This is a genomic window from Stenotrophomonas sp. BIO128-Bstrain, assembly GCF_030128875.1.
In the GTDB taxonomy this organism is placed as follows: Bacteria; Pseudomonadota; Gammaproteobacteria; order Xanthomonadales; family Xanthomonadaceae; genus Stenotrophomonas; species Stenotrophomonas bentonitica_A.
This window is the reverse complement of record NZ_CP124620.1, coordinates 3,545,001-3,570,834: the sequence shown is the minus strand read 5'-3', so window position 1 is coordinate 3,570,834 and position 25,834 is coordinate 3,545,001. Positions and strand designations below refer to the sequence as shown.

The following is a 25,834-nucleotide window of genomic DNA, read 5'->3' as shown; positions in this document are numbered from 1 at the left end:
AAATCCAGATGGCTCACCCACGCCAAGCAGTTGAGGCGCGTGGCCCCTGCATCGGAGCCACGCATCAACGACGTCTTCAGGCGCCGCGCACGCGCAGGGTCAGGCCCTTGAGGAAATTGCGCAGCATCTGGTCACCGCAGGCGCGGTAGTTCTTGTGGTCCGGCTGACGGAACAGCGCGGACAGTTCCGGCTTGGAGACCGAGAAACCGGCGGCGTCGAACACTTCGTGCATGTCCACGTCCTTCAGCTGGAAGGCGACGCGCAGCTTCTTCAGCACCAGGTTGTTGGTGATGCGCTTTTCCACCGGGCGCGCCGGCTGGCTCTCGTCGCGGCCGCGGAAATGCACGATCAGGCCATCCAGGAAATGTGCCAGGGTGCGATCGTCGCAGGGCACGAAGCCTTCCTCGTCTTCCTTGCGCAGCCAGCCGGCCACATCGGCCTTGTCGACCACGAAGGCTGGATCGGCCAGGGCACAGGTGTCGGCGATCATGCCGTCGCTGAGGTCGAGCATGTAGCGGATGCTGCGCAGTACATCGTTGTTGATCATGGGACGTCCAATACCGCCGGCGCGGCTGCGCGGCTGGCGGTCATTTTACCCCGTGCCGGGCGCGCGGCCGGCTGCGACCGGTGGTCGCTGTCATCTGGCTGCCACGAAAGTGACGCACAGTGCCGCGATCAGGCATCGACAGGCAATGGAGCAGGCAATGCGCAGGTGGCAGGTTCTCGGGTGTGTGGGCATGTTGCTGGCGGCCCCGGCGTGGGCGCAGGCCCCCTATGTGGCGCTGGAGCAGCGGCTGGATCCGCAGGCGCTGGCCGACGTCGGGCTGACCCCGGCCCAGCTGCAGGCCCTGAACCGCCTGCTGCGCCAGGCCCAGGCCGATGCCCCCGCCCCGGTGGCCGTCGCGGCGGCACCTGCCGCAGGCCCGGGTGTGCCGACGCCGGCCCCGATGTTCCCCGGGCTGGACGACGGCCCCATCAACGCCAAGGTCACCGGCCAGGTGGACGGCTGGGCCCCCGGCACGGTGTTCACCCTGGACAACGGCCAGCAGTGGCAGGTACTCAAGGGCGAGATGAAGCTCAAGACCGCCCGCAGCAACCCCGGGATCGTCGTGGTGCCCGGCATCGCCGGGCGCTGGTTCCTGCAGGTGGATGAAGACCTGCCCAAGGCGCGGGTGTTCCGCATCCGCTGACGGGACGACCCGTGGCGCCGGTCAGCCGGGTGGCGCCCGGCGCCACACCGGGCGCGCATCGGTGCGAAAATGGTCGGGATCTTCACGGAGTACCTCGATGACCCGTACCGCTCTGATTACTGGCGCCACGTCCGGCTTTGGCGCCGCCGCTGTCCACCGTTTCGCCCAGGCCGGCTGGCGCGTGATCGCCACCGGGCGCCGTGCCGAGCGCCTGCAGCCGCTGGTCGACGCCTACGGTCCCGAGCGCGTGCATGCCGCGGTGTTCGACGTGCGCGACAGCGTGGCGATGGAAGCGGCTCTGGCCGCCCTGCCGGCCGGTTTCGCCGACATCGACCTGCTGGTCAACAACGCCGGCCTGGCCCAGGGCACCGCCCCGGCGCAGAGCGCCTCGCTGGAAGACTGGCGCACCATGATCGACACCAACGTCACCGCCCTGGTGACGCTGACCCATCGCCTGTTGCCGCAGCTGGTCGCGCGCAAGGGTGCGATCATCAACATCAGCTCCGTTGCCGGCGTCTACCCGTACCCGGGCGGCAATGCCTACGGCGGCACCAAGGCCTTCGTCAGCCAGTTCTCGCTGGGCCTGCGCTCGGACCTGCACGGCAGCGGCGTGCGCGTGACCACGATCGAGCCGGGCATGGCCGAAACCGAGTTCACCGTGGTCCGCACCCATGGTGACCAGGCCGCCTCGGACAAGCTCTACACCGGTGCCAACCCGATGACCGCCGACGACATCGCCGAGCAGATCTTCTGGGTCGCCTCGCTGCCGGCGCACCTGAACATCAATCGCCTCGAAGTGATGCCGGTCAGCCAGTCGTTCGCCGGCTTCCAGGTCGCGCGCGACTGATCCAAGGGCACCGCTGGCCAACACCTCGGCCACACACCCGAACGGGCCAACACCTCGGCCGCACGCCCGAACCGGCGAACGCTTCGGCTGCACGCCCGAAACTGGTAGAGCCGACCGTTGGTCGGCTGCCCTTGGCGCATACCCACCGCTGACGGCAGCCGACCAACGGTCGGCTCTACCTGCATCCTGGCAGCCGACCAACGGTCGGCTCTACCTCAGGCGGCCGTCCACACCGCCAACTCATACCCATCCGGATCGCGGAAATGAAACCGCCGCCCACCCGGAAAATCGAACGCCGCCTGGCAGATGTCCGCGCCGGCCGCTTCCAGCCGCTGCTGCGTGGCTACCAGGTCATCGGCATACAGAATCACCAACGGCCCACCGGCGCGCACCGGCGCGTCGGTGGTGAACCCACCGCGCAGGCGGCCATCGTAGAACTCGGTATAGCCCGGGCCGTAATCGGTGAACGACCAGCCGAACACGCTGCCGTAGAACGCCTTGCTGCGCGCGATGTCAGCCACGTTGAATTCAATGTTGTCGATCCGGCGATCGTTGCCGGGTGCGGTGCTCATGGAGGCGTCTCGTTGAAAGGTAGCCCCGTAGAGCCGACCGTTGGTCGGCTGCCCTGGGCGGTAAAAAAAACGCCAGGCAATACCCGGCGTTCCTGTAATTGTCGCGGCGCGCGGCTACTGCGCCTTGATCGCCATCGCCTGAAGCCCCGTCCCATCCAGCTTCTGCTTCGCCTCGGCCAGCTCCCCGGCGCTGCCATACGGCCCCATGCGCACGCGGTATACCGTCTTGCCGTTGATCTGTGCAGATTCCACCCGCGCGGCCAGGCCGATCATGGCCAGCTTGGCCTTGGTGGCCTCGGCATCGCCAGACGCGCCGAATGCACCGGCCTGCAGGATGTAGCGCACGTTGCTGGCTGCCGGCTCAGCCGCCCCGGCAGCCGGCGTCGCCGCCGCCGCCGCCGGCGTCGGTGCAGCCGGAGCCGCCGCCGCGGTCTGCGCCGGCGTCGTCGCCGGGCGCTCCGCCACCGGAGCCGGCAGCGGGGCGGCGCTCACTGCCGCAGGCGAGGTGGTCGCGGCGGTGCTGGTCGGCGCCGGTGCGGGCGGCAACGGGCGGCCTTCCAGCGCGGCCTGCGCGCGCTGTGCTTCGGCCTTGGCACGGCGCTGGTCTTCGGCGCGTGCGCTTGCGGCCAGCTCCGCATCGGACATTTCCACTTCCTTGCCGGGCAGCAGGGTGTAGAAGTCGTACTGCGTCGCCGCCGGCTTGGCCGGCTCGGCCGGCTTGGCGGCACCCGGCTTGGGCAGCTCGGTGCCGACGTCGGTGTCGGCATCGCTCACCGGTGCCGGCTGGGCGTTCGGGTCCGGCTGCGGGCCGACCCGCAGGAAACCGTCACCGTCGTTCTTGAACAGGTTGGGTGCCGCCAGGAACACCACGGCCGCAATCGCCACACCCGCGACCAGCCACACCCATCCCGGGGTGCCCTGGTTGCTGTTGCGCCGTGCCTGGCTCTTGCCGCGTCGTGCTGCCATTTACTGCTTCTCCACTGCTTACATTTTTTCCGGGGCGGATACGCCCAGGATGTTCAGACCATTGGCCAGGACCTGGCGCGCGGCGCAGGCCAGCGTCAGCTTGGCGTTGCGTTCGCTTTCGTCGGCCACCAGTACCTGCGTGCCGTGATACCACGTGTGGAAGGCATGCGCCAATTCACGCAGGTACTGCGCGATCAGGTGCGGTTCCAGCGCCAGGCCGGCCGCCTCGACGACTTCCGGGAAGCGCGACATTTCCACCATCAACCACAGCGAGGCCTCATCGCCCAGCGAGGACAGCCCGGCCAGCCCTTCGGCCGGCGTGTAGCCCAGGCCCTTCTCCTGCGCCTGGCGCAGCAGGCTGCAGACGCGGGCATGCGCGTACTGCACGTAGAACACCGGGTTGTCGTTGCTCTGCTGGCGGGCCAGATCGATATCGAAGGTCAGCTGCGAATCGGGCTTGCGCGCGATCAGGAACCAGCGGGTCGCATCGCGGCCGGCTTCTTCGATCAGGTCGCGCAGGGTCAGGTAGCTGCCGGCACGCTTGGAGAGCTTCACTTCCTCGCCGCCGCGCATCACCGTCACCATCTGGTGCAGCACGTATTCCGGCCAGCCCTTCGGGATGCCGACGTCCAGCGCCTGCAGGCCGGCGCGCACGCGCGCCAGCGAACCGTGGTGGTCCGCGCCCAGCTCGGTGATCGCGCGCTCGTAGCCGCGCTGCCACTTGCTCAGGTGGTAGGCCACGTCGGGCAGGAAGTAGGTGTAGGTGCCGTCGGACTTGCGCATCACGCGGTCCTTGTCGTCACCGAAGTCGGTCGAGCGCAGCCACAGCGCGCCGCCTTCCTCATAGGTGTGGCCGGCCGCATTGAGCTGGGCAACGGTCTCTTCGACCTTGCCGTCCTTGTACAGCGAGCTTTCCAGGAAGTAGATGTCGAAATCCACGCCGAACGCGGCCAGGTCCTGGTTCTGCTCGTTGCGCAGGTAGGCCACGGCGAAGCGACGGATCGCATCGAGGTTGTCCGGGTCGCGCTCGCCAACCACCGAATGGCCTTCCAGCTCTACGGTGGCGCCGGCCAGGTAAGCCTTGGCCACATCCTCGATGTAATCGCCGCGGTAGCCCGCTTCCGGCCAGCCGGCGTCGTCGGGCTTGAGGCCCTTAGCACGTGCCTGGGTGGACAGCGCCAGGTTCTCGATCTGCACGCCGGCGTCGTTGTAATAGAACTCGCGCTTGGCGTTCCAGCCGTTCACTTCCAGCAGGCGCGCCAAGCAGTCACCGATCGCCGCCGCGCGGCCGTGGCCGACATGCAGCGGACCGGTCGGGTTGGCCGACACGTATTCCACGCCCACGGTGCGGCCGTTGCCGCTCAGGTTGTGGCCGTAATCGGCGCCTTCCTTGAGCACACTGGCCGCTTCGCGCTGGTAGGCGCTCGGGGCAAGGTGGAAATTGATGAAGCCCGGGCCGGCGATCTCGACGCGGGCCACGTCATCGCTCTTGGGCAGCGCATCAAGCAGCGCCTGGGCCAGGGCGCGCGGATTGCTGCGCGCCGGCTTGGCCAGCAGCATCGCGGCGTTGGTGGCGAAATCGCCGTGCTCACGGGTCTTCGGGCGTTCGACCACGAATTCCGGGGTCAGGGTATCGGCCGGCAGAGTGCCGTTGGCGCGCAAGGCTTCGATGCCTTGGCTGATCAGGGCGCGGAGGAGATTTTTCACAAGGCCTGCTTTGGGACTGGAGCGGCGGAATCGGCAATTTTAGCCCAGAAGCCACCCCGATCCATTGAACCGGGGCCGAGCGGCGGCGTTTCCCGCCCGGATCAGGCCGCTGCGATGCCCATCCACCCGCGCGCGGCCATCGATACCGGGGCCCCGTCGCCGATCACGACGTGGTCGAGCAGGCGGATGTCCACCAGGGCCAAGGCCTGCTGCAGCAGCGTGGTGATCCGGCGGTCTTCCAGCGAGGGTTCGGCACTGCCGGAAGGGTGGTTGTGGCTGACGATCACCGCCGCCGCGTTGTGCAGCAGGGCGCGCCGGACCACCTCGCGCGGGTAGACCGCCGCCGCGTCCACCGTGCCGCTGAACAGCTCCTCGCAGGCCAGCGTGCGGTGCTGGTTGTCCAGGAACAGCGCGGCGAACACCTCGTTGGGACGCGACCGAAGCCGCTGCTTGAAGTAGCGCCCGGCGGCGGCGGGGTCGCGCAGGCTGTCGCCCCGGGCCAGCTCGGCGGCCAGATGCCGGTGCGCCAGTTCCAGCCCGGCCACCAGCTTGCAGCTGCGGGCCGGGCCCAGGCCGGGCAGGGCGGCCAGCGCGGTGGCCGGCAGATCAAGCAGGTTGCGCAGGGGGCCGTGGGACTGCAGCAGGTCGCGCGCGGTCTCCACCGCATCGCGCCCGCGCAGCCCCGAGCCCAGGAAGATCGCCAGCAGCTCGGCATCGGACAGGGCGCCGGCGCCCTGGGCAAGCAGCTTTTCGCGGGGACGCTCGGCAGTGGGCCAGTCTCGGATCGACATGGCCTCAGTCTCCACTCCCTGCCGGCCCCGCCACCATCGGTGAACCGGGCGCCATCGTGTCGGTAAATGCAGGAAATCGTGCCCAGTCCGGTGGTTGCTTATGACGAAAACCTGCCTCCTTATGCCGCTGGCGCATCAGGCGGCGTACAGACCATCGGGTAAGCTAATCGCCTCGGTTCGACAGGAACACCCAAGGTGGCTGACTCCCCCCAGGCTTCTCCGGCGGCCGCGCGCCCGTTGGAAGGCCAGAAGCTGTTGTTGTGCGTTGGTGGCGGGATCGCTGCCTACAAGTCGCTGGAACTGGTGCGCCGCCTGCGCGATGCCGGGGCCCAGGTGCAGGTCGCGATGACCGCCGGGGCCCAGCAGTTCGTCACCCCGCTCAGTTTCCAGGCACTGTCCGGTCAGCCGACCCGCACCACCCTGTGGGACAGCGCGGCCGAGCAGGCCATGGGCCACATCGAGCTGGCGCGCTGGGCCGACCGCATCGTGGTCGCGCCCGCGACCGCCGATCTGCTCGCGCGGCTGGCCAATGGCCACGCCGATGACCTGGTCACCACCCTGTGCCTGGCCACCACCGCGCCGCTGACCGTGTGCCCGGCGATGAACCATCGCATGTGGCTGCACCCGGCCACCCAGGCCAACATCGGCCTGCTGCGCGAGCGCGGTGCCCAGGTGATCGGGCCGGAAGACGGCCCGCTGGCCGAAGGCGAATCCGGCCCCGGCCGGCTCACCGAACCGCACGCGATCGTGGCCGCGCTGGCCACGCTGCAGGCACCGGCCCCGGCCGAGCCGCCGGCCGCCAGTGAACTGAAGGGCCTGCGCGTGCTGATCAGCGCCGGTCCCACCTATGAAGACATCGACCCGGTGCGTTACGTCGGCAACCGCAGCAGCGGCAAGATGGGCTATGCCCTGGCCGCCGCCGCCGCCCGCCTCGGCGCGCAGGTGGTGCTGGTCAGTGGCCCGGTCCAGCTGGCCACGCCCGCGGGCGTGCAGCGTGTCGATGTGCGCTCGGCCGCACAGATGCGCGAAGCGGTGCTCGCTGCACTGCCGGCCGACATCTATATCGGTGCGGCCGCCGTCTCCGATTACACCCCACGCCAGGTCGCCCCGCAGAAACTCAAGAAGACCGCCGGCACCCAGAGCCTGACCCTGGAGCTGGTGCGCACCCCGGACATCCTGGCCGAGGTCGCCGCGCAGACCAACGCGCTCAAGCTGGTGGTCGGCTTCGCTGCCGAAACCCACGACGTGGAGAAGTACGCGCGCGGCAAGCTGGTGGACAAGCGACTGGACCTGGTGATCGCCAACCAGGTCGGGATCAGCACCGGCGGTTTCGAAAGCGATGAAAACGCGGCCACGGCCTACTGGCAGGGCGGCGAACAGGCGTTCCCCGGCACCTCCAAGGCCGTGCTGGCCGAACAACTGTTGTCCCTGATTGCCCAGAGGTTGCACGCATGACCATCGATTCCTCCCTCCAGCCCCTGCAGGTCAAGCTGCTGGACCCGCGTTTCGGCGACGAATGGCCGCTGCCGGCCTATGCCACCGAACACAGCGCCGGGCTGGACCTGCGCGCGGCGCTGGAAACCGAGCTCACCCTGCAGCCGGGCGATACGGCGCTGATTCCCAGCGGTATCGCGATCCATATCGCCGATCCGAACCTGGCCGCGGTGGTGTTGCCGCGCTCGGGCCTGGGCCATCGCCACGGCATCGTGCTGGGCAACGGCACCGGCCTGATCGATGCTGATTACCAGGGGCCGCTGCTGATCAGCGCCTGGAACCGCGGGCGCGAGCCGTTCACTCTGCAGCCCGGCGATCGCATCGCCCAGCTGGTGGTGCTGCCGATTGCACGCGTGGCGCTTCAGGTAGTGGATACTTTCACCGACAGCGCCAGGGGAACGGGTGGATTCGGCCATACCGGGGTGCGCTGACAGGGGAGCTTGATGAGCAAGGCGAAGGCGGAAGGACGGCCGCGGTTCACGACAGGGCGCTCGGTGCCGCTGTTGGCCGTGCTGCTGGTGCTGTTGGCGGGCTGGTTCGGGTGGAGCGGTGTGCGCCAATGGCGCCAGGCGGCCGTTGGCGCCGACCTTGAACAGTCGCGTGACCGCGTGGTCGAGGGGCTGCAGACGGCGGTGACGGGTCAGCTGGGCAGGTTCGGCAAGGTGCTCAAGACCGGGCCCGTTGCCAGTGCACTGGCCAGCGGCAATGCACAGGGGGCGGCCGTGGCCATCCGCGAAGGCTGGCCGGGCGTGGAAGACGTCCAGGTCCTGACCGCCGATCTCGATGCGGCGTACGCCGATCCGAAGGCCTTCGGTTACTCGCGCCTGGCGCTGCTCGAAGCCGCCATCGCAGATGACAAGCCGGTGGCCCGCGTCGTACGCGATGCCGGTGGGCAGCGTCTCGGCCTGGCGGCCGCCGTCGATCTGGGCCCGCAGGGTGCCGCGGTCATCTACGTGCGCCAGCCATTGCTGCGTTTGACCGGCGTGTTCGATCAGGTTGCCGTGCCCGCCGACGGTTACCTCGCACTGCGCCAAGGCAACCACAACGTAGTCGAACAGGGCAGCCGCGCGCTGTCCGGCGGCGCTGAAGCGTTGGCGCGCCCGATCGGCACCAGTGGGCTGCGCCTGTCTGCGGCGGTGCCGGACATCGAACCGGGCCCGTTGGGACTGGGGGCGATCTCCAGTGCGATCGTGGCGCTGTTGCTGCTGCTGATCGCGGTGCTGCTGGTGCTCGGCAAAGGCAAAGTGCCCTTGCCGCGCCGCCGCGGTGCGGATGACGGTGCCGCCGACGCCGGCCCGACTCTGAGCGAAAGCCTCGCCCAGGCACCGCTTGCGGTGGAGGCCGTCGACACCAGCGACGAGGCAGCACCGCCGCCGCCCTCCGTGCCGGGCGAATCCGTTGCCCCCGATATCTTCCGCGCTTACGACATCCGCGGCGTGGTCGGCCGCGAGCTGACCCCCAAGGTCGCCGCCCTGATCGGGCAGGCGATCGGTTCGGTCCTGCAGGTGCAGGGCCTGCGCGACATCGTGGTGGGTCGCGATGGCCGCCTGTCCGGCCCCGAACTCACCGCCGGTCTGATCGAAGGCCTGCGCCGCGCCGGCTGCAACGTCACCGACATCGGCCTCGCACCGACCCCGGTGGTGTACTTCGCCAGCTACCACCTGCGCGCCGGCAGCTGCGTGGCGGTGACCGGCAGCCACAACCCGCCCGACTACAACGGCTTCAAGATCGTGGTCGGCGGCGAGACGCTGTCCGGTGATGCGATCACCGAGCTGTACCACCGCATCCGCGATGGGCAGCTGCACGTGGCATCAGAACCGGGCAGCTTCCAGACCCGCGAGGTCAATGCCGATTACATCCAGCGCATTGCCGATGACGTGCAGCTGGACCGCCCGCTCAAGGTGGTCGCCGATGCGGGCAACGGCGTGGCCGGCGAACTCGCCCAGCCGCTGCTGGAGGCGATTGGTGCCGAGGTCATTCCGCTGTACTGCGATGTGGACGGCAGCTTCCCGAACCACCATCCGGACCCGAGCGACCCGCGCAACCTGGAAGACCTGATCCAGACCGTGAAGCGCTTCGACGCGGATATCGGCCTGGCCTTCGATGGCGATGGCGACCGGCTTGGCGTGGTCACCCGCGAAGGAAAGATCATCTATGCCGATCGGCTGTTGATGCTGTTCGCGGCCGACGTGCTGATGCGCAACCCGGGCGCGCTGGTGATCTACGACGTGAAGTGCACCGGCAAGCTCTCCGACTACGTGCTGCGCAACGGTGGCAGCCCGCTGATGTGGAAGACCGGCCACTCGCTGATGAAGGCCAAGATGCGCGAGACCGACGCCGAGCTGGCGGGCGAGATGAGCGGCCACTTCTTCTTCAAGGAACGCTGGTTCGGCTTCGACGACGGTCTGTACGCCGCCTCGCGCCTGCTGGAGATCCTGGCCCAGCGCGATGAGACGCCGTCGGAGGTGCTCGACGAGCTGCCCGACAGCGTCTCCACCCCGGAGTTGAAGGTGCCGGTCGATGCGGGTACCCCGCACGCGCTGGTGTCCTTGTTCGTCTCCTCGGTGCAGGTGGAGGACTCGCCGTTCGCGGGCGCGCGCCTGTCCACCATCGATGGCCTGCGTGCCGATTTCCCCGATGGCTGGGGCCTGGTGCGCGCATCCAATACGACGCCGGTGCTGGTGCTGCGTTTCGAAGCTGACGACGAGGCGGCACTGGAGCGCATCAAGGCATTGTTCCGCGCGCAGCTGCAACCGCTGCTGCCGGGTGTTGAACTGGGCTTCTGATCTGTGGGTACCGACCGTGGCGATCAGCGGTAGTGCCGGCCGCTGGCCGGCGCTTCGCATTCCTTGAACGTGACGTGGAGCCGGCCAGCGGCCGGCACTACCGTGCATCTGCGCCACGCGCATGTACATCCATGCCATGCCCATGCAGATCCACGCCATGCGTGGATGCCGTCGATCACCCCTTGAAGCGCAGCCCCACGCCCGGCTCGGTGAACAGATAGCGCGAATCCAGCGCCGAATCGCCCAGCTTGTGGCGCAGCTTGCCGACCAGGATCCGCAGGTAGTGGGTGTCGTGCTGGTGGGTCGGTCCCCAGATCTCCTGCAGGATCTGCGGCTGGGTCACCACCCGCCCGGCGTTGCGCAGCAGCAGCGACAACAGTGCGTACTCCTTGCGGGTCAACGCCACCGGCGCGCCGTCCAGGTGCACTTCGCGCCGGACCAGATCGATATGCAGGTGGCCATCATCGAACTGCGGCAGCACGCCTTCGCTGGAGACCGTGCGCGAGCGCAGCAGTGCCCGCACACGCGCCATCAGCTCCTGCGTACCGAACGGCTTGGTCACGTAGTCGTTCGCACCGGCATCCAGCGCCCGCACCTTCTCGGTCTCGCTGGCGCGCACGGTCAACATGATCACCGGCACCTGGCTCCACTGGCGCAGCTCGCCAAGTACCTCATGGCCTTCCATGTCGGGCAGGCCGATATCCAGGATCACCAGATCCGCCCCTTCGCCGACCAGTGCTTCCAGCCCGGCTTGGCCGGTCGCGGCCTGGGACACGCGGTAGCCCTGCGCGCGCAGGCTGATCTCCAGGAAGCGCCGGATCTGCGCTTCATCGTCGATCACCAGCACGCGCGCCGGGGGCACGCCGTGGGAAGCCTCAGGAATCGTCGTTGTCATCGGCGGGGTGGGGATGCAGCAAGGGCAGGGTGATGCGGATCAGGGTACCGCGTCCGTCGCGGCCCGGCAGCGCCTGTACGCTGCCGCCATGCGCGCCGATCATGCCCTGGCAGATGGTCAGGCCCAGCCCGGTGCCATGCCGGCCACGGTCGCCGCGTTCCACGCTGTAGAACATGTCGAAGATGCGCGCGCGCTCCTCGTCCGGGATGCCCGGTCCGGCATCGAGCACGTCGATGCGCAATTCGCCCTCGACCAACCGTGCCTGCACCTCCACCGCCGCGCCGGGCGGGGAGAACTTGGCGGCGTTCTCCATCACGTTGAACACGGCCTGTTCAACCAGCGCCGGATGCACCCAGATCGGCGCCAGCTCAGCGGGTATGTCCAGCTTCAACAGCACATCGGGCTGATAGCGCTGCAGGCGGCGCGCGGCCGAGCCGACCAGCTCGTCCACGCCGATCCAGTCGCGGTTGATCTGCAGCCCGTCATGGCCCAGCCGGGTCATGTCCAGCAGGTTCTGGATGTAGCGGTCCAGGCGCTCGCCTTCCACCAGGATGGTGTCCAGCAGGGCGCGCCGGTCGCTGGCGTCCATCGCATCGGCATAGCTGGAGAGGCTGTCGGCCGAGCCGATCATCGCTGCCAGCGGCGAGCGCAGGTCATGCGACACAGACGACAGCAGCGCCGAACGCAGCCGCTCGGTCTCGTTGCTCACATGCGCCTTTTCCAGGTCGGCCACCAGCTGGGTGCGCAGCGCGGCCTGCGCGATGTCGTCCACCATCGCTTCGGCCAGCTGCCGTTGTTCCGGTGTCAGCCGCGGTGCCTCGCGCGGGAAGCGCATGCCGGCCACGCCGATCGCGCGGTCGTCGCCGTCCAGCAGCGGCAGGAACCACCAGCCAGCACCGGCCAGGGTATCGGTGAAGCGTCCGCTGGGTTGGCCATGCCGGTGCGCCCAGTCGGCCGCGGCCAGATCGGTGTCGCCCGGTGCGGCGCTGCCGCTGGCACTGGTGTACTGCCCGATGCGCAGCCACGCCGGGGCGTCCATCGCCTGTTCCAGTGCCTCGCGGCCGGCCTGCGCGACCTGCTCGTTGCTCGCCGCACTGGCCAGTTGCCGGCCCAGTGCCTGGCGCGCATGCGCGTGCCGGTTGGCCGCGCGCAACGCGACCACCTGCATGCGCAGGCGCGAGGCCAACCGCCCTGCCACCAAGGCAGCGGCCAGGAACAGGAAGACCGTGATCACGCCCTGGCGCGCACTGATCGCGAAGGTGAAGCGCGGCGCGATGAAGAAGAAGTTGTAGGCCAGGAAACACAGCGCGGCGGCGATCACCGCCGCACTGGTGCGGCTGCGCGCGGCGACCATCACCACCGCCACGATGAACACCATCGACAGGTCGTACAGCCCGATCCAGCGCTCGGCGACCAGCGCCACCAGGCAGGCCGCCGCCGTGGCGCCGAGCGCCAGCAGCGCGTCCTTGCCGGCGCTGCGGCTGGGAATGGACAGCCCCGACCGCCGCGCCCGCGCCCGCGCCTGTGGTGTGCCGATGATGGTGATCTCGAAATGCGCGCCACGACGGATCAGCTGCTGGGTCAGCGTGCGGTTGAGCATGCGCGCCAGCGGCCGCTCGCGCGTGCGGCCCAGCACCAGCGTGGAGACCCCGTTGTGTGCGGCGTGATCGAGCAGCGCATCGGCGATGCTGGAGCCATGCAGCAGTTCGGCCTCACCCCCGAGGCGGCGGGCGAGGGCGAAGGCGGCATCGATCTCGCGCCGGGTCTGCTCGTCGTGCGCGCGCGCCTGCACCGTCACCACCGTCCACGGCGCATCGCGCCGCTCGGCGATGCGCCGGCCGACCCGCACCAGGTACTCGCTCTGGCCGCCGCCATCGATCGCCACCAGCACGCGGCGGCGCAGCGGCAGGTTGCCTTCGCCGCGCGCGGCACGGGTCTCGCGCAGGCTGCTGTCCACGCGGTCGGCGGCTTCCTGCATCGCCAATTCGCGCAGTGCGGTCAGGTTGGCCGGCGAGAAAAATGCCTGCAGCGCCTGCGCCGCCTGCTCCGGCACATAGACCTTGCCCTGCTGCAGGCGCTCGATCAGTTCGCGCGGCGGCAGGTCCACCAGCACGATGTCGTGCAGGCGGTCGAGTACCGCATCCGGCACGGTCTCGCTGACGCGCACCCCGGTGATGCGCATGACCACGTCGTTGAGGCTTTCCAGGTGCTGGATGTTGACCGTGGTCCACACGTCGATGCCGGCATCGAGCAGTTCCATCACATCCTGCCAGCGCCGTTCATGGCGACTGCCGGGCACATTGCGATGCGCCAGTTCGTCGACCAGCACCAGGGCCGGGCGACGCGCCAGCACCGCATCCAGATCCATTTCTTCCAGCGCGTGCTGTTGGTACTCGCGTTGCAGCAGCGGTACCTGCGGCAGGCCCGCCAGCAGCGCCGAGGTCTCGGCGCGGCCGTGGGTTTCCACCAGCCCGATCACCACGTCCACGCCACGGCGCAGCTGCTCATGCGCGCGGGTCAGCATGCTGAAGGTCTTGCCTACCCCCGGGGCCGCGCCCAGGAACACAGTGAGCTTGCCGCCGGCTTCGCGCTGCAGGGTGTCGACCAGGGCATCGGCCTGGCGGGTACGGGAGTCGCTCATGGGCGGGGATTGTGCGCCGGTTCGCGCGATCCCGGCATCACGGTCGGGCCTTGAGATCCTCCAGCGCCAGGTTCAACGTCATCACGTTGACCCGGGCCTGGCCGAACACGCCCCACTGCGGGCCCAGCGTGCTGGCCTGCACCAACGCGGCGACGCGCTCGGCCGGCAGGCCACGGCTGCGTGCCACGCGGGCCACCTGCACCTGCGCGGCGGCCGGGGAGATCTCCGGGTCCATGCCGGCGCCGGACTGGGTTACCAGATCGCCGGGCACCTGCGCGGCAGGCACGCCTTCGCGTGCGGCCACCGCCGTGATCGCCGCCTGCACCCGTTCCTGCAGCGCCGGGTTGCTGCGCGCCATGTTGCTGCCGGCCGCGGCCATCGGGTCATAGTTGGCCGCCGAGGGCCGCGCCTGGAAGTAGCCATCGCCGACGAACGGCTGGGCGATAAGCTGCGAGGCACGCACCTGCCCGTCGCGGATCAGCAGGCTGCCATCGGCCTGCGCCGGGAACAGCAGCCGGCTCACGCTGGTCGTGGCCACTGCATAGGCCAGGCCGAGCAGCAACAGGCTGCTCACGCCGAGCACGAGGGCCGGGCGCCAGGCGCTGTCCTGCTGCAGGTGGAGGGAGGCGGCCGCGCGACTGCGCGCCGGACGGGGGACGGACGTAGCAAGCGAGCGGTTCATGCGCCGAATACCGAGACGAGGAAGAGGTCGATCAATTTGATGGCCGCAAACGGCAGCAGCACGCCGCCCAGGCCGTACACCAGCATGTTCCGGCGCAGCAGCGCGGTGGCCGTGGCCGGGCGGAAGCGCACCCCGCGCAAGGCCAGCGGGATCAGCGCCGGGATCACCAGGGCGTTGAAGATCAGCGCCGCCAGCACCGCATTGCGCGGGCTGGACAGGTGCATCACGTTCAGCGCCGCCATCGCCGGCAGGGTGGAGGCGAACAGCGCCGGTAGGATCGCGAAATACTTGGAGACATCGTTGGCCAGCGAGAAGGTGGTCAGCGCACCGCGGGTGATCAGCTGCTGCTTGCCCACTTCCACCACCGCCAGCAGCTTGGCCGGGTCCGAATCCAGATCGACCATGTTGCCGGCCTCCTTGGCGGCCTGCGTGCCGGAGTTCATCGCCAGCCCGATGTCGGCCTGGGCCAGCGCCGGGGCGTCGTTGGTACCGTCGCCGACCATCGCCACCAGCCGCCCACCGGCCTGCTCGGCGCGGATGCGGGCCAGCTTGTCTTCGGGGCGGGCCTCGGCGATGTAGTCGTCCACACCGGCTTCGGCGGCGATCGCCGCAGCGGTCAGCGGGTTGTCGCCGGTGATCATCACCGTGCGGATGCCCATCGCGCGCAGCTGCGCGAACTTCTCGCGCATGCCGTGCTTGACCACGTCCGACAGCTCGATCACGCCCAGCACATGGCGGCCTTCGCACACCACCAGCGGGGTGGCACCGTTGCGCGCCACCTGCTCCACGCGGCCCGGCAGCTCCGACGGCACGGTGCCGCCCAGCTCACGCACATACGCGGTGATCGCATCGGAAGCGCCCTTGCGGATGCGGCGGCCGCCGTCCAGATCCACACCGGACATGCGGGTCTGCGCAGAGAACGCAAGATAGTCCGCACGGTCCGGCTCGGCGGTGGTGCAGCCCTGCTCACGCGCGAGACGCACGACCGATTTGCCTTCCGGCGTCGGGTCGGCCAGCGAGGACAGCAGCGCTGCTTCGCGCAGCTGCGTGGCATCAATCCCCGCCAGTGCATGGAAGTGCGTGGCCTGGCGGTCGCCATGGGTGATCGTGCCGGTCTTGTCGAGCAGCAGCACGTCCACGTCGCCGGCCACTTCCACCGCCTTGCCGGACTTGGCCAGCACGTTGGCGGCCAGCGCCCGGTTCATGCCGGCGATACCGATGGCCGGCAGCAAGCCGCCGATGGTGGTCGGAATCAAACACACCAGCAGCGCGATCAACAGCAGCGGATCGACCTGCACACCAACGAACGCACCGATCGCCGGCAGCGTCGCCACCACCACCAGGAAGGTCAGCGTCATCGCCGCCAGCAGCAGGGTCAGGGCGACCTCGTTCGGGGTCTTCTGGCGGTTCGCGCCTTCCACCAGGGCGATCATCCGGTCCAGGAAGCTGTGACCCGGCTCGGCGGTGATGCGCACGATGATCTGGTCGGAGAGCACCTTGGTGCCGCCGATCACGCCACTGCGGTCGGTACCCGCTTCGCGCAGCACGGGGGCCGATTCGCCGGTCACCGCCGCTTCGTTGATGGTGGCCAGGCCCTGCACGATCTCGCCATCGGCCGGGATCAGTTCCCCGGCACTGACGATCACATGGTCGCCCGGGCGCAGTTCGGCGGCCGGGACCTGGGTCTCGCTGGCCCCGGCATGCGCGGCCGCCAACCGGCGCGCGCTGAGGTCCTGCCGGGCGCGTCTAAGCGAGGCGGCCTGGCCCCGGCCGCGCGCTTCGGCCACCGCCTCGGCGAAGTTGCCGAACAGCACCGTCAGCAGCAGGATCGCGGTGACCGCCAGGCCGAAGCCCAGCGGCGCATTGCCGGTCAGCGTGACCAGGGCGCTGACCACTGTGCCGACCATCACCACGGCCATCACCGGGCTGTGCAGCAGGTGCCGGGGCGAGAGCTTGATGACGGCGTCGCGCAGGGCACGGCGCCAGCCGGCGCCGTCGAGCAGGCGCTGGCGGCGATGGGAAGAAACGTTCAACGGATACGTACTCATGGAAGGCGGTCTCAGTGCAGCGTCAGCGACAGGTGATCGGCGACCGGGCCCAGCACCAGCGCCGGCATGAACTGCAATACGGTGAGGATGACGATCAGCGCGATCAGGGTCAGCGCGAAGGTCGGGGTTTCAATCTGCAGCGTGCCGGCCGATTCCGGCGCCCGCCGCTTGGCCGCCAGCTGCGCGGCCACGATCAACGGGATCACCAGCACCGGATAGCGGCCCAGCAGCAGCACCAGGGTGCAGCTCAGGTTCCACCACACCGTCGCATCGCCGAGGCCTTCAAAGCCCGAGCCGTTGTTGGCGAACGCCGAGGTGTACTCGTAGAACACCTGGCTGATGCCGTGGAAGCCGGGATTGGAAGTGCCGGTGATCGACGGGATCGCCAGGGTCAACGCGGTGAAGCCCAGGATGGTGATCGGCTGCAGCAGCACCAGCAGCGCGAGCAGGCGCACCTGCGGCGTTTCCAGTTTGCGGCCGAACAGTTCCGGGGTGCGGCCGGTCATCAGGCCGGCCAGGAACACGCCCAGCAGCAGGTACACGATGAACTGCTGCAGCCCACAGCCGATGCCGCCCCAGATCGCATTGACCAGCATGTTGACCATCGGCACGGCGCCGGCCAGCGGGCTGAGCGAGTCATGCATGCCGTTGACCGAACCGTTGGATACCTGGGTGGTGATCGCGGCCCACAAGCCCGTGCCATCGGCACCGAAGCGCACTTCCTTGCCCTCCATCAGCAGCGGGCTGGCCGCAGTGGCCGAGTGGCCTTCCAGCCACACCGTGGCGGCGATCGACACACTGGACATCGCCAGCATGCAGCCGAACACCAGCCCGGCCAGGCGCTTGCGTCCGGTGAAGGCGCCGAGCATGAAGATCACCGCGATCGGGACCAGCAGGATGCCGATCAGTTCCAGCGCGTTGGACAGTGGGGTTGGGTTCTCCAGCGGCATCGCGCTGTTGGGGCCGTACCAGCCACCGCCATTGGTGCCCAGCTGCTTGGCCGCGACCATCGCCGCGACCGGCCCGAGCGGCAGCTTCTGCGTGCCCATGCCGGCCGAGGCGTCGATCGGCGTGGCCTGCGGACCGCCGGCGAGGGTGGCGGGCACGCCCTGGCTGGTCAGCAGCACCGCCCACAGCAGGCACAGCGGCAGCATGAAGCGCACGCTCGAGCGCACCACATCGGCGTAGTAATTGCCCACATCGACGCGGCGGTCCGCACTCAGCAGCGCAGCCTGGTCGGCCGGCACATCCTCGGGGCGCGCGCCGAACAGCGCACGCAACGTGGCCACCACCAGCGCCAGGCCCATCATCGGCGTCACCACCTGCAGCCCGGTGATCGCGGTCATCTGCGAGAAGTACGACAGCTGCGCCTGCCCGGAATAATGCTGCTGGTTGGTGTTGGTCAGGAACGACACCATCGTATGCAGCGCCGTATCCCAGCGCATGTTGGGGATCTGGTCCGGATTGAGCGGCAGCCAGGCCTGGGTCATGAAGACGGCCTGCACCAGCACCGCGATCACCACGTTGCTGAGCAGGAAGGCGCCCACGTAGCCACGCCAGGACATGCCGCGCGCCGGGTTCACTCCCAGCAGCCGGTAAAGGGGTTTTTCAACCAGCCCGAACAGCGCATCGCCACGCATCGGGCCACCGCGCATCACCCGGGCCAGGTACAGCCCAAGCGGAAAGGCCAGCACGATGCTGGCCAGCAGGATCAACAGGATCTCGGTCATGGTCGGCTCCGGTCAGAAGGTTTCGGGCCGAAGCACGACGTACAGCAGATAGGCGGCGGCAACGAGCACCAGCACGCCGCACAGCAGGGAAAGCCAGGCAGACATGGTCGTGGCCTCAAACGCGGGAAAGGGAGCGCACGGTGCGCGGGGCACCGGCAGGAAAGACAGACAGATACGGGCTCATGGGACGTCCAGGTGGAACCACTCCACGTCAGGCGCCCATGGTCTGCCTGCACGGCATAAACGCTCCACGCCCGAAACCGGCGCCCCGCGTAAAAAGTGCATAAAAAGGTGCTTCCCTGCCGCGAGCGTTACGCCCCGCAGCGACCGGCAGGCCCCTCGGCAAATGTCCCCCGGCCGCCGCCTGGCGGCGACGGCCTCCTCCTTGATTTTGCCCAGGGACCTGCCGGCCGCTACGGAGCTCAGCGTGCGATACGCGTGCGAGACAGCGAACTTGCTGTTGGCCGCCAGTGGTCTGTACACGTGGGGCGCGATGCCCTTGTGGGCGAAATCAAGGAGGAGGGGGCGGCCGCAGGCCGACGCCGGGGGACATTCGCCGGCAAGGGCGTCGCGTCCCAGCGCCCGACCAACTCACCGCTCCTGCTTGCGGAAAAGTTCAGAGCGCGCTCCGGGCCTGCCGCGAGGACGAAAACAGAGAAGGCGGCCCAAAAGGCCGCCTTCGTTTCAACGCGATCGCACATCCACCTTACCCGCGCGGATCGCTCCCCACCCCTTTCAGCAACCGATAGCGCTGCAGCGTGCTCTCGATCTCCACGTCCAGCGCCCTGCGCTGCTGCTCGAACGAGGCCTGCATGCGCCGCTGCGTCACCAGCTCGGCATGCCGCTGGCGGATGCGCTCGGCCTGCTTGTCCGGCACCGGCTGCCCGTCCAGCTCGCGGTTGCCCGCACTGGCCAGCAGGGTGACCAGCGCATCACGCACGCTGGCCACGTTGTAGCTGGCGGTATGGATGTTGTTGTCCAGGATGCCGCTGCGCTCGGCGAACACCCGGCGCAGGTCGTCCTCGCTCTCGTACGTGGCCAGCATCGCCTGCTCGGTACGCTGGCGGGTCTGCTCGGCGGCCAGGTCCAGGCGCTGCTGCGCGGCCTGCGCCGCAGCATCGGCGCGTTCCTCGTCAGTCAACGCGCGCTGCACTTCGCCACTGCGCATGCCGCTGCGCAGGTTGAACTCCTCGCGCGCACTGTTCACCGCCTCCTGGGGCAGGGCATCACTGCAGATCCGCTCGCTGCCCTTGTTCCAGCAGTACAGCTTCTTCGGCGCTGCGTCGGCCGCGCGCTTCTGTGCCTGGGCAGGCAACAGCGGCACGGCCAGCAACAGGCCGACAACGGTGAACGAGGCAAACCTGGACATGGTGAAAGCCCCCTGCTCTCAACGTGTAGGACGGCTGCCGTAGCGGGAACGATAGTCCTCCAGCGGCTGCCGGTAGCCCACAAGTTCCGGATTTCCGGAGGCAAAATCAAGCAGGTCGGCCAGCGTGGCCACGGCGACCACCGGAATGCCGGCTTCTTCGGCCACGGCCTGCGCGGCCGAACGGCGGTCGGTTTCCGAGGCGATCTCCTGGCGGTCCAGGGCCACCACGATGCCGGCCGGGGTGCCACCGGCGCCCTTGATGATCGCCAGTGCTTCGCGGATCGCGGTGCCGGCGGTGATCACGTCATCGACGATCAGCACGCGCTTGCCATTCATGTCCGCGCCGATCAGGTTGCCGCCTTCGCCGTGGTCCTTGGCTTCCTTGCGGTTGAACGACAGCGGCAGGTCGCGGCCGCGCTGGGCGAATTCACAGGCGGTCGCGGTGGCCAGCGGGATGCCCTTGTAGGCCGGGCCGAACACGACGTCGAACTTCAGCCCGGTCGCTTCCACGGCATCGGCGTAGCAGGCCGCCAGCTGGGACATGCGCGCGCCGGAATCGAACCGGCCGGCGTTGAAGAAATAGGGGCTCAGACGGCCGGACTTCAGGGTGAACTGGCCGAAACGCAGGGCATCGGCGGTCAGGGCCAGTTGCAGGAAACGGTGGCGATGGTCGCTCATCAAGACTCGATTCAATTCATTTGGAGCGCAAATCCTAATGCATGCCCGCACTTTTCCGCTCGTCGGGCCCTGCGGCCCGGTGTCGCACGGGCTGGCGAGACGGCCTCGCCAGATGGCCGCGGGCGGTAATGCCGTCCGTTTCCAGCCAGCCCCTGCAAGGGCCGAAACGGTATGCTCTTGCGGGTATCGTTCCAGACTCGGGTCAGCATGCGCATCATCAGTTTCAACGCCAACGGCATCCGTTCCGCCGCCACCAAGGGCTTTCTCGAGTGGTTCCGCGCCCAGGACGCCGATGTCCTGTGCATCCAGGAAACCAAGGCCCAGGAAGACCAGCTGACCGACCCGATGTTCCGCCCGGACGGGCACCACTGCTTCTACCGCGACGCCATCACCAAGAAGGGCTACAGCGGCGTGGCGATCTACAGCAAGCGCGAGCCGGACCAGGTGATCACCTCGCTGGGCTGGGCCCCGTTCGACGATGAAGGCCGCTACATCGAAGCCCGCTACGGCAACCTCAGCGTGGTCTCCTTCTATATCCCCTCGGGCAGCTCGGGCGATCTGCGCCAGGGCTTCAAGTACGAAGTGATGGAGTGGCTGCGCCCGATCCTGGCCGGCTGGCTGGCCAGTGGCCGCGACTACGTGCTGTGCGGCGACTGGAACATCGTGCGTTCCGCGCTGGACATCAAGAACTGGAAATCCAACCAGAAGAACTCCGGCTGCCTGCCGCCCGAACGCGACTGGCTCAACGGCCAGTGCGTGGATGCCGACCAGGCACTGGACATCGCCGCCGGCCAGGGCTGGACCGATGCCTACCGCCTGCTGCACCCGCAGGGCGAGGACTACACCTGGTGGAGCAACCGCGGCCAGGCGCGCGCCAACAATGTCGGCTGGCGCATCGATTACCAGTTCGTCAGCCCGGGCCTGCGTGACCGGCTGCGCAGCTGCTCGGTGTACCGCGATGAACGCTTCTCCGACCATGCGCCGTTCACGGTGGACTACGCCCCATGACCGAAGCGGTCGAGCCGGTGTCCTACAAGGGGTGGGCGGGGATCAAGCGCGCCTTCGGCACGCCCTCGGCGCTGACGATGGCCTTCCTGGGCTTCGGCAGCGGCCTGCCGTTCCTGCTGATCGCCTCGCAGACGCTGTCCACCCGCCTGCGGGATGTCGGCCTGGACCTGGGCAGCATCGGGCTGATCAGCCTGGCCAGCTTCTTCTATCTGATGAAGTTCGTCTGGGCGCCGCTGATCGACCGCTACGCGTTCCCGCTGATCGGCTTCCTGGGCCGGCGCCGCTCGTGGCTGCTGGCCTCGCAGATCGGCGTCACCGGCGGGTTGTTCGCGCTGGCCTTCGTCCGGCCCGAACTCGGCGTCACCCCGCTGGTGCTGTGGGTGCTGGTGGCTTCGTTCGCCGGTGCGACCCAGGATTCGGTGGTGGACGCCTACCGCATCGAGATCGCACCGGAGAGTGCCCAGGCGGCACTCGCCGCGACCTATACACTGGGCTATCGCATCGGCCTGATCCTGGCCGGCGCGGGCGCGCTGTACCTGGCCCAGTTCGAGAGCTGGATCGTGGCCTACCTGGCCATGGCTGCGTTGATGATCCTGCCGATCATCACCACGCTGCTGTGCCGCGAGCCGGAGCAGCCCGAGGTGCGCATCCAGCGCCGGATCGATTTCTTCGGCGCGTTCTGGCAGCCGATCGCCAGCTTCTTCAGCACCAATGGCGTGGTGCTGGCGCTGGTGCTGCTGGCCTTCGTCGGGCTCTACAAATTCCCGGACCAGGTGATCGGGGTGATGGCCGGTCCGTTCTATCTGGATTCGGGCTTCACCAAGGCCGACATCGCTACCGTCTCCAAGCTGTTCGGCGTGTGGATGGGCATCGGCGGTGCATTCCTCGGCGGCATCGCGGTGGCCGCGTTCGGCTTCCGCCGCATGTTGCTGGTTGCCGCGCTGGGCGTGGCGCTGTCCAACCTGGCGTTCCTGCTGATGGCGCACAATCCGGGTCAGCTGTGGGCGTTCTATGCGGCGCTGAGCGCGGACAACCTGTTCCAGGGCTTCGCCGGCACGGTGCTGGTCGCCTTCATGTCCTCGCTGACCGACCGCAACTTCACCGCCACCCAGTACGCGCTGCTGGTCTCGCTGGCCAACCTGCCGGGCAAGTTCGTCGGCGGCGTCTCCGGTTACATCGTGGAGGCGAGCTCGTACAGCACCTTCTTCATCCTCAGCGCCACCACGGTCATCCCGACCCTGCTGCTGCTGATCTGGCTGTGGCCACGGATCCGGGACCGCAGCTCGGCCTGAGTGGTTTGCGTGCCGGCAGAGCCTGATGGATCATGCCGGCACAGTCGCCGCGGGGATGGCGGCGCGCCAACGGGGAGAACGATGGCTGATCTACTACTGCGGGATATGGACCCGCTGTTGCTGGAACGTATCCGCCGCATCGCAGTGGCGCGTGGCTGGTCCCGCGAGGACACCTGCGTGGCATTGCTGGAACAAGGCCTGTTCGCCAGCGAACTGGAGGTCCGCAGCGGCTTCCACGATCCCGAAGTCGATGCGCTTGCCGATGCCATCGCGGCACTGCAGGCGCTGCCGGACGCGCAGGGGCTGTAACGGCGGCACGCGCCGAGCCGCGCATCGGCGATCGCCGCCGCACGCAGCGCCCGCCGCCGTGGCGCCTCAGGCCGGGTGGATCGCCCCGAGAATCCGCGGCCCCCGCGCACCACTCACGCTCGGCAGATTGCCCGGCAACCCGGCCAGGGTGCGCTGCGCCAACCACGCAAACCCCATCGCTTCCAGATAATCCGGATCCAGCCCGTGCACCGCGCTGGACTCGATCACCACGCCCGGCAGGCGTGCGCCCAGGCGCCGCAGCAGCTGCGGGTTGCGCACGCCACCGCCGCAGACCAGCACACGCTGCGCACCCGGCAGGTGCGCCAACAGCGCATCGGCCACCGTCGCGGCGGTCAGCTCCAGCAGGGTCGCCTGCACATCAGCGCCGGAGACCTGTCCCTCGCCCAGTTGCGCCTGCGCCCAGTCCAGGTGGAACTGCTCGCGCCCGGTGCTCTTGGGCGGCGGCAGCGCAAACCACGGATCGGCCAGCCACCGCGCCAGCAGCGCCGTATCGACCTGCCCGCTGGCCGCGAATGCCCCGTCGGCGTCGAACGGTTCGCCGCGGTGGCGCTGGCACCAGGCATCCATCAGCGCATTGGCCGGGCCGGTATCGAAGCCGCGCGGGGTGCCCTGGCGCGGGATCAAGGTGAGATTGCCGATGCCGCCCAGGTTGAGCACGGCGCGGTCTTCGTCGCTGTCACCCAGCATCGCCAAGTGGAACGCCGGCATCAGCGGCGCGCCATGGCCGCCGGCGGCCACATCGCGGCGGCGGAAATCGGCCACGGTGGTGATGCCGGTCAATTCGGCGATGCGGTTGGCGTCGCCGATCTGCATCGTGAAGGCAGGATCGGCCAGCGGCCGATGGCGTACGGTCTGCCCGTGCGAACCGATGGCGTGCACCTGGGTGCGGTCGATGCGCGCGCTGTCCAGCAGCCGGTTGGCAGCCGCGGCGAACGTGATCCCGACCTGGGCATCGAGCCGGCCCAGCGCGTCCAGCGAGGCGATCGTGCCGCCTTCGCCCAGGGCAATCAGTTCGGCGCGGATCGCCGGATCCCACGCGTGGGTCAGGCCATCGACAAAGCGGCAGCCGCCCTCGGCGGGGAACTGCACCAGCGCGGCATCGATGCCGTCGGCGCTGGTGCCGGACATCAGGCCCAGGTAGAGCGGGGTGGTGGGATCAACAGCAGAGGTCATGGCCAGGCGGTCCAACGGGTTGCATGCAGCTTCCGCGCAACCCGTTGCCGCCGTCAATCGATGCGATCAGCCGCGGTTGGATTTGACCGGCTTGCCGGCCTTCGCGGTGGCCGTATCGGCCGACGTGGCAGCCGGGGCCGGGCTGGCGTCGGCGTAGATCAGCTTCTCCATGCCCTGGATGCGCGCCAGTGCCGGCGCGGTCTGCGCACGGAAGGCGGCCAGCTCGGCACCCTGCAGCGGCTCCGGCGGCGGCATCGTCACCGACAGCGGGTTGCGGTGCACGCCGTTGACGCGGAATTCGTAATGCAGGTGCGGGCCGGTGGCCATGCCGGTCGAGCCGACGTAGCCGATCACGGTGCCCTGGGCCACGCGCTGGCCGGTCTTGATGCTGCCAAAGCGCGACATGTGCCCGTACAGCGTGGTGTGGCCACGGCCGTGGTCGAGGATCACCACGTTGCCGTAGCCGCGCTGCACGCCGGCGAACTGCACGCGGGCATCGCCGGCGGCCATGATCGGGGTGCCGGTGCGCGCGGCGTAGTCCACGCCCTTGTGCATGCGCATCTTGCCCAGCACCGGGTGCTTGCGCGCGCCGAAGCTCGAACTCAAGCGCGCGAACTGGATCGGCATGCGGATGAAGCTCTTCTTCAGGGGGCGGCCGCTGGCATCGAAGTATTCGGACTTGCCGTTGCGGTCGAAGCGGAAGCCGCTGTAGGTCTTGCCACCCGAGCTGAAGGTCGCCGCGAGGATCTTGCTCGTGTCCACCTTCTCGCCTTCGCGCCAGGTTTCGTCCATCACCACGCTGAAACGGTCGCCGGGCTGCAGATCCTTGGAGAAGTCGATGTCGTACTTGAAGATCTCGTCGGTCATCGTCGCGATCGCCGAGGGCGAGAGCCCGGCCTTGCGCGCGGCGGCGTACAGCGAACTGGTGATCTCGCCACTGGCGACCACCCGGCGGGTCGAGGTTTCGCGCTTGCTCACCGTCTCGGTGATCTTGTCGCCGGCCAGGGACAGCTCGACGCGGTTGTCGGCATCGCGGTCGAAGCGGATCGTGCGCAACTCACCGGACAGCGGCAGGTCGAAGGCGATCTCCGCGCCGGGGCGCAGCTTGGTCAGCGAGTCGCGCACACCCGGGTGCTCCAGTACCTGGTGCATCACCGTGGCCGGGATGCCGGCCTGGTCGAACAGGTTGCTCAGGGTCTGGCCGCGCTGCACGCGCAGCACCTGCCAGCTGTCGCCGGGGGTCTGCTGCTGGCGTTCCAGCGACAGCGGCGGCAACGGCAGCGCAAGCGTCGAATGGCTGACCGAGTAGGGCGAGTCGATGGTGTGCGAGAAGCCGGGGACGATCGTGGCCACCAGGGCGCCGATGGTGGCGAACAGGCTGGCGTGCATCCAGTGGCGGCGGGTCCAGCGTTGGTTGAAGGCCGCGGGAAGATGCTGTTTGAGCTTCCGATGGAGGGCGGTGTCGTGGAGGACGTGGAGACGTTCCTTGAAGCGCTGCTTGCGCGCGCGGCCTTGATCGGAATTGAGCATCGTCGGTCTGTTCCTGGCTGGCCCGGGAGCGCGGGCCCAAACGTCGGTAACATAGACAGGTATAAATACCGCGTCAAACCCTTGTGCCTATTGGCTTTTGTGAAG

General features: G+C 68.7%; 23 protein-coding genes. 8 read left to right on the top strand and 15 right to left on the bottom strand.

The window, feature by feature from the left end:
* Positions 1–76: 76 nt before the first annotated feature.
* Positions 77–547, bottom strand: a complete 471-nt coding sequence (locus tag POS15_RS16330; protein WP_046274114.1) for a DUF1456 family protein — start codon at positions 545–547, stop codon at positions 77–79.
* Between the two features lie 190 nt (positions 548–737).
* Here POS15_RS16330 and POS15_RS16325 point away from each other — a divergent pair, with 190 nt between their 5' ends.
* Positions 738–1,190 (top strand): hypothetical protein, encoded by a 453-nt coding sequence (locus tag POS15_RS16325; protein ID WP_152663802.1) that lies wholly within the window; start codon positions 738–740, stop codon positions 1,188–1,190.
* A gap of 97 nt (positions 1,191–1,287) precedes the next feature.
* Complete coding sequence (locus POS15_RS16320; protein ID WP_019185578.1) at positions 1,288–2,037, top strand: SDR family NAD(P)-dependent oxidoreductase; 750 nt, start codon at positions 1,288–1,290, stop codon at positions 2,035–2,037.
* Positions 2,038–2,252: 215 nt separating this feature from the next.
* Here the strand turns inward: POS15_RS16320 and POS15_RS16315 are convergent, their stop codons facing one another.
* The 4 genes from POS15_RS16315 to radC all read right to left on the bottom strand — a co-directional run bounded on the left by POS15_RS16315 (position 2,253) and on the right by radC (position 6,073).
* The gene (locus POS15_RS16315; protein ID WP_284128510.1) at positions 2,253–2,609 is read right to left on the bottom strand and encodes a VOC family protein; all 357 of its coding nucleotides are present in this window, start codon (positions 2,607–2,609) and stop codon (positions 2,253–2,255) included.
* 114 nt (positions 2,610–2,723) lie between these two features.
* Positions 2,724–3,575: an SPOR domain-containing protein gene (locus tag POS15_RS16310; RefSeq protein ID WP_284128509.1), complete on the bottom strand. Its 852-nt coding sequence runs from the start codon at positions 3,573–3,575 to the stop codon at positions 2,724–2,726.
* An 18-nt stretch (positions 3,576–3,593) separates the two neighbouring features.
* Entirely contained in the window at positions 3,594–5,282 is a 1,689-nt protein-coding gene (gene argS / locus POS15_RS16305) for an arginine--tRNA ligase (protein ID WP_019183971.1), read from the bottom strand.
* A gap of 101 nt (positions 5,283–5,383) precedes the next feature.
* Positions 5,384–6,073 carry a DNA repair protein RadC gene (radC, locus tag POS15_RS16300; protein ID WP_019183970.1) on the bottom strand — a complete coding sequence of 230 codons (690 nt, stop codon included), beginning with the start codon at positions 6,071–6,073 and terminating at the stop codon, positions 5,384–5,386.
* A 195-nt stretch (positions 6,074–6,268) separates the two neighbouring features.
* Between radC and coaBC the strand changes: the two genes are divergently transcribed.
* From coaBC to POS15_RS16285, 3 genes are read left to right on the top strand one after another with little or no spacing between them, the layout of a single operon-like run.
* Entirely contained in the window at positions 6,269–7,528 is a 1,260-nt protein-coding gene (gene coaBC, locus POS15_RS16295) for a bifunctional phosphopantothenoylcysteine decarboxylase/phosphopantothenate--cysteine ligase CoaBC (protein WP_284128508.1), read from the top strand.
* Complete coding sequence (dut, locus tag POS15_RS16290) at positions 7,525–7,998, top strand: dUTP diphosphatase (RefSeq protein WP_046272982.1); 474 nt, start codon at positions 7,525–7,527, stop codon at positions 7,996–7,998. The genes coaBC and dut overlap by 4 nt, the downstream gene beginning before the upstream one ends.
* A 12-nt stretch (positions 7,999–8,010) precedes the next feature.
* Positions 8,011–10,353, top strand: coding sequence for a phosphomannomutase/phosphoglucomutase (locus POS15_RS16285; protein WP_284128507.1), 2,343 nt, complete (start codon positions 8,011–8,013; stop codon positions 10,351–10,353).
* A gap of 175 nt (positions 10,354–10,528) precedes the next feature.
* On the opposite strand, the gene POS15_RS16280 is transcribed toward POS15_RS16285, so the two are convergent.
* The 8 genes from POS15_RS16280 to pyrE all read right to left on the bottom strand — a co-directional run bounded on the left by POS15_RS16280 (position 10,529) and on the right by pyrE (position 20,396).
* Complete coding sequence (locus tag POS15_RS16280) at positions 10,529–11,248, bottom strand: response regulator transcription factor (RefSeq protein ID WP_019183966.1); 720 nt, start codon at positions 11,246–11,248, stop codon at positions 10,529–10,531.
* On the bottom strand, positions 11,229–13,889 hold the full coding sequence (locus tag POS15_RS16275; protein ID WP_019183965.1) for a sensor histidine kinase KdpD: 2,661 nt from the start codon (positions 13,887–13,889) through the stop codon (positions 11,229–11,231). Before POS15_RS16275 ends, POS15_RS16280 begins: the two co-directional genes overlap by 20 nt.
* 37 nt (positions 13,890–13,926) lie before the next feature.
* Positions 13,927–14,571 carry a potassium-transporting ATPase subunit KdpC gene (kdpC, locus tag POS15_RS16270; RefSeq protein ID WP_019183964.1) on the bottom strand — a complete coding sequence of 215 codons (645 nt, stop codon included), beginning with the start codon at positions 14,569–14,571 and terminating at the stop codon, positions 13,927–13,929.
* Positions 14,568–16,619, bottom strand: coding sequence for a potassium-transporting ATPase subunit KdpB (gene kdpB / locus POS15_RS16265; protein ID WP_088432343.1), 2,052 nt, complete (start codon positions 16,617–16,619; stop codon positions 14,568–14,570). The genes kdpC and kdpB overlap by 4 nt, the downstream gene beginning before the upstream one ends.
* An 11-nt stretch (positions 16,620–16,630) precedes the next feature.
* Positions 16,631–18,349 (bottom strand): potassium-transporting ATPase subunit KdpA, encoded by a 1,719-nt coding sequence (gene kdpA, locus POS15_RS16260; RefSeq protein ID WP_284128506.1) that lies wholly within the window; start codon positions 18,347–18,349, stop codon positions 16,631–16,633.
* Between the two features lie 12 nt (positions 18,350–18,361).
* Positions 18,362–18,454, bottom strand: a complete 93-nt coding sequence (locus POS15_RS16255) for a potassium-transporting ATPase subunit F (RefSeq protein WP_019183961.1) — start codon at positions 18,452–18,454, stop codon at positions 18,362–18,364.
* Between the two features lie 601 nt (positions 18,455–19,055).
* Positions 19,056–19,718, bottom strand: a complete 663-nt coding sequence (locus POS15_RS16250; RefSeq protein ID WP_284128505.1) for a hypothetical protein — start codon at positions 19,716–19,718, stop codon at positions 19,056–19,058.
* Positions 19,719–19,736: 18 nt separating this feature from the next.
* Entirely contained in the window at positions 19,737–20,396 is a 660-nt protein-coding gene (gene pyrE / locus POS15_RS16245; protein WP_046272987.1) for an orotate phosphoribosyltransferase, read from the bottom strand.
* Positions 20,397–20,603: 207 nt separating this feature from the next.
* Here pyrE and POS15_RS16240 point away from each other — a divergent pair, with 207 nt between their 5' ends.
* The 3 genes from POS15_RS16240 (at position 20,604) to POS15_RS16230 (ending at position 23,005) form a co-directional block, all read left to right on the top strand.
* Entirely contained in the window at positions 20,604–21,404 is an 801-nt protein-coding gene (locus tag POS15_RS16240; RefSeq protein WP_019183958.1) for an exodeoxyribonuclease III, read from the top strand.
* Positions 21,401–22,696 (top strand): MFS transporter, encoded by a 1,296-nt coding sequence (locus POS15_RS16235; protein ID WP_019183957.1) that lies wholly within the window; start codon positions 21,401–21,403, stop codon positions 22,694–22,696. Before POS15_RS16240 ends, POS15_RS16235 begins: the two co-directional genes overlap by 4 nt.
* Before the next feature lie 81 nt (positions 22,697–22,777).
* Entirely contained in the window at positions 22,778–23,005 is a 228-nt protein-coding gene (locus POS15_RS16230; protein WP_019183956.1) for a hypothetical protein, read from the top strand.
* A gap of 66 nt (positions 23,006–23,071) precedes the next feature.
* On the opposite strand, the gene POS15_RS16225 is transcribed toward POS15_RS16230, so the two are convergent.
* Together POS15_RS16225 and POS15_RS16220 are read right to left on the bottom strand one after the other, a co-directional pair.
* Positions 23,072–24,199, bottom strand: a complete 1,128-nt coding sequence (locus tag POS15_RS16225; protein ID WP_284128504.1) for an anhydro-N-acetylmuramic acid kinase — start codon at positions 24,197–24,199, stop codon at positions 23,072–23,074.
* A gap of 66 nt (positions 24,200–24,265) precedes the next feature.
* Positions 24,266–25,729: a peptidoglycan DD-metalloendopeptidase family protein gene (locus POS15_RS16220; protein WP_261997834.1), complete on the bottom strand. Its 1,464-nt coding sequence runs from the start codon at positions 25,727–25,729 to the stop codon at positions 24,266–24,268.
* Between the last annotated feature and the right edge of the window lie 105 nt (positions 25,730–25,834).